Annotated in this window: 3 protein-coding genes and 2 pseudogenes; 2 read left to right on the forward strand and 3 right to left on the reverse strand. The window is 59.6% G+C overall.

The window, feature by feature from the left end:
• Nucleotides 1-246: 246 nt before the first annotated feature.
• Nucleotides 247-489 (reverse strand): annotated as a pseudogene (locus GL286_RS21905) (transposase); the annotation flags it as partial.
• A 47-nt stretch (nucleotides 490-536) separates the two neighbouring features.
• Between GL286_RS21905 and GL286_RS21910 the strand changes: the two are divergent.
• Nucleotides 537-1,246: pseudogene (locus tag GL286_RS21910) on the forward strand (IS6 family transposase).
• On the opposite strand, the gene GL286_RS23005 reads toward GL286_RS21910, so the two are convergent.
• Entirely contained in the window at nucleotides 1,180-1,374 is a 195-nt protein-coding gene (locus GL286_RS23005) for a hypothetical protein (protein ID WP_425496111.1), read from the reverse strand. The pseudogene GL286_RS21910 and the gene GL286_RS23005 sit on opposite strands and share 67 nt — an antisense overlap.
• Nucleotides 1,371-2,576 carry a mandelate racemase/muconate lactonizing enzyme family protein gene (locus tag GL286_RS21920; protein WP_155097682.1) on the reverse strand — a complete coding sequence of 402 codons (1,206 nt, stop codon included), beginning with the start codon at nucleotides 2,574-2,576 and terminating at the stop codon, nucleotides 1,371-1,373. Before GL286_RS21920 ends, GL286_RS23005 begins: the two co-directional genes overlap by 4 nt.
• A gap of 202 nt (nucleotides 2,577-2,778) precedes the next feature.
• Here GL286_RS21920 and GL286_RS21925 point away from each other — a divergent pair, with 202 nt between their 5' ends.
• Entirely contained in the window at nucleotides 2,779-3,516 is a 738-nt protein-coding gene (locus GL286_RS21925; protein ID WP_211596488.1) for a FadR/GntR family transcriptional regulator, read from the forward strand.
• The last annotated feature ends 347 nt before the right edge of the window (nucleotides 3,517-3,863 follow it).

Genomic DNA, 3,863 nt, shown 5'->3' on the forward strand with positions numbered 1-3,863 from the left:
ACCCGCGCATGAGAGCTTGCTCAACCGTCGTCTCAGTTCCGTCTCCAACCTTGCGCATCCACATCACGTTGGCCCGGATCAGCCGGAATAAATGCTATGGAACAAAGCCTTGACAACGATCATGAGAACAGGCCGCTGAAATAATCGTTGCGCGAGAACAGTTTTCCACCACGTTGGCTGTTAGCCTCAGGTCTCAGCCCGCCCCTGCTGACTGTTCCAGTCGGTCTTCCATGGTGATGCCGGCTCTCACGCCGCCAACAACCGGGGCAGTCGGGCGAGATTTCCGGCTGCCAAGGTCAGGATGAAGCAGGCGCGCACGCGTTCGAGGCCGCGATAGACGGTCTGGACCATTCCACCGACGGTCTTGCTCCGGCCGATGGTTTCCTCGATCCGTTTCGTGTGCTTTGGGGACAAGGCATATCCCTTGTGTCGGGTGGTGCGTCGGTCGATGGCCGAATAGAGGGACTTCTGGGCGGCATGCGGTGTGACGGGATTGCCAACTTGTTCGGGATGGCTGTGTTGGATAGACATCCAGAATGAGAGCACCGTCCGAGATGCCGCGCTTGAAAGGCTACCGTTTCCCCCGCGAGATCGTTGCCTACGCGGTTTGGGCGTACCATCGGCTCGCGTTCAGCGCGGCGGATGTCGAGGACCTGCTGGCGGAGCGCGGCGTGATCGTCAGCCGGGAAACGGTCCGGAAATGGGTCAACCGATTTGGCTGCCATTTCGCCACATGCATCAAGCGCGACAGGTCCGATGCCTGCGGCAAGTGGCATCTCGATGAGGTCGTCACGCGATCCGCGGGAGAAAACACTGGCTCTGGCGGGCCGTCGACGCGGACGGTCACGTGCTCGACATTCTGATTCAACCTCGGCGGAATGCCAGGGCTGCACGGCGTTTCCTCAAAGGGCTGATTGGCCGGTTCGGCGCGCCACGGGTCATCATCATCGACAAGTTGCGCAGCTACATCAAACCAATTCGCGAATTGGCGCCGGGTGCGGATCACTGAGCGCATAGGGGCCTGAACAACCGTATCGATGGGTCCGACAGACCGACCCGAAAGCGCGAGAAGCTTATGGGCAAGTTCAGGTCACCAAGGCAGGCACAGAGGTTCCTCGCCGTGCACGACCAGATCAACACGATCTTCCGGCCCCGCCGCTATCGCCTCTCTGCCACATCCTACCGCCACGCCAGATCCGATGCCCATGACCTGTGGGCCGGATACGCCCTTGAGATGACCGCCTGAAAGACGCCGCTCAGGATCACCCGGGCGCCTGCGCCCGCCAGCCCCTCGGTGAAGGCTCGGCCCAGCCCACGGGACGAGCCGGTGATCAACGCCGTGCGCCCGGTCAGATTGAACAGTTGCAGGCTCATTGATCCAACTCCGATAGGCGCGTGGTAAGGTCGCTACGCTCAAAGAAGGCGGGCACAAGCTCGGTACCCAAGCCCGGCCCCTCCATCGGATAGACGTAGCCGCCCTCGATGCGTGGTACCTCGGTCACCAGCTCGCGATACCAGCCCTTGTAGAAAGCCCGGACGCTCTCCTGAATTAGCGTATTGGGCTGGCTGAAGCTCATGTGGATGGCAGCTGCAAAACCGACTGGGCCGATACAATCATGCGGCGCGAAGGGGCGGTGATAGGTATCGGCCATTGCGGCAATCTTGCGGCCTTCCGTCAGCCCGCCGGTCCAACATAGGTCGGCCATCACCACATGCACGGCGTCGCGATCCATGTAGTCCTTGTAGGCGAAACGCGACCCTAGTGTTTCCGAGGCGCAGGTCCACACCGGCGTGGAGCGCGCGAATTCTGCCAAAGCCTGCGGCGAATTCATCCGGATCGGGTCCTCATACCAGCGCGGCGCATAGGGCTCGATGGTGCGGGCGATATCTTTCGCGACCGGCAAATTCCACAGCGAGTGCATCTCGACCATGATTTCCATCCGGTCGCCGACCGCCTTGCGGATCAATTCGAACGGCTTCAGCGCGGTCTTCAGTTGCTCTGCGGTGATGAACATGCCCTTGTTCTCGATCGCGGCCGGATCGAAGGGCCAAATCTTCATCGCCGTGATCCCTTGATCCAACAGATCCTCGGCTAGATCGCCAGCGCGGGTCATGAAACCGTCGAGATCCTCATAGGGTGAAGGTTGAGCGTCCAGATTCCATGTATCAACCGGCTTAATCTTGTTGGTGCGCACGTAGCGCGTGCCGGCACAGGTATTGTAGACGCGGATTCGATCCCAGCTTTGCCCGCCCAACATGGTGTGGACCGGCTGGCCCGCGACCTTGCCGAATATGTCCCACAGCGCGATATCCACCGCCGATGCCGCGCGGTATTCGACCCCCGTCGAGGCCTGCGCATTCGGCAGCGAGACCATTTCCTTATGCAGCAACTCGATCTTCAACGGATCCTGTCCCAGCAACCGCACCGCCAGCGTGTTGTGGATATGAGCCTCGCAGGCCTCGGCACCGTAAAAGGTCTCGCCCAAGCCGGTGATCCCGTTATCGGTCTCTATATGGACCCACAGGACGTTGGCAAACTCCTCGACCCGATAGGTCCGTATGGCGGTGATCTTCATTTTGGTTGGCCTCCCCTCGCACCTGCGCTGCGCCGCCTGTCATCCGCATGCAAGGACCATCCCCGTGCCCGCGACACCCGAACAGATGCTCGGCGCGGGCACCGGTTCCTCCTCGAATTCGGTGCGACACAGATATGACTTCATCCCGATAAGACGGAATGCTATCGTTTTGCAACAGAAATCAGTTTGATTGTGATACCAAATGAACAAACCTATCATACAATCAAACGAAAGCGATCAGCTGAAATCCTCCGGTCTGGTCGAGCGGGTGATGCGGGACATTCGCACCCTCATCCGCGACAAGAAGCTGGTTTCAGGAGATGTTCTGCCATCCGAAGCCGCTTTGGCCACAGAACTCGCGGTGTCACGCACCGTTGCGCGCGAGGCGTTGCGCGGACTGGCCGCGCTGCGCATTCTGGAAGTTGGCAATGGCCGCCGTGCGAGAGTTGCCGCCGCCGATGCCGATGCTCTGAGCATGATCCTGGATCACACGGTCTATACTGGGCAATTAAGCATCCAGCAGATTCTCGACGTCCGCCGCACACTGGAACTTCGCACGGTAAGCCTTGCCGCCTTGCGACGCAGCGATGCTGAAGCGCGCGAGTTACTGGACGTAGTGGGAAGGATGTTCGAGGCTCTGGAAGAGAATGCCCCGGAGACCATTATGGACCTGGATATTAGCTTTCACGAGATCATCGCACGGGCCTCTGGCAATGCGCTTTACTCCATCCTTGTGAACAGCTTTCGCGTCATCACTCGGCAAACCTGGGCGATCGGCTGGCGTTCGCGCGCGACCTACCAGAACCGTCAAGAGAACATCTTCTGTCACGAACGCATCGCGACCGCGATCCTCGCCCAAGATCCAGGTCGCGCCGAAGCTGCCATCGGCGAGCATTTTGACAGCGCAGTCACGGTGCTGTTGAGGGCCGGCGTGACCTGAGGGCGACTTGCCGTTAGACCGTGCGGCCTTGATGTCTGTTAGTTTCAGCACCACGCCTCTCTGGCCGTATGTGCCGAGCGGTAGAAACCTATCTTAAAGCGTCGTTTTGCGAAAGGTCGCATCGGCCCAAAACTGCCGGTCGAGCACCACTGATGTTGCGCGGCGGCATTCGCCGAAGCGACCATTCGACACGTGGCGCAGCATTCCAAATCGATGACGTTGTTGATTTCCACCCAGAACTGAGCCGGGATTTTCACCGAGAAGTGATCCACCGCTGACTATGGAATTCGGGTCATGCTTTGGTCAATGTGTGTGTGGTCTCCTTCTTTTTCGTCGCCAATGCAGCT

Origin of the sequence: Paracoccus aestuariivivens, assembly GCF_009711225.1 — a bacterium.
Classification (GTDB): Bacteria; Pseudomonadota; Alphaproteobacteria; order Rhodobacterales; family Rhodobacteraceae; genus Paracoccus; species Paracoccus aestuariivivens.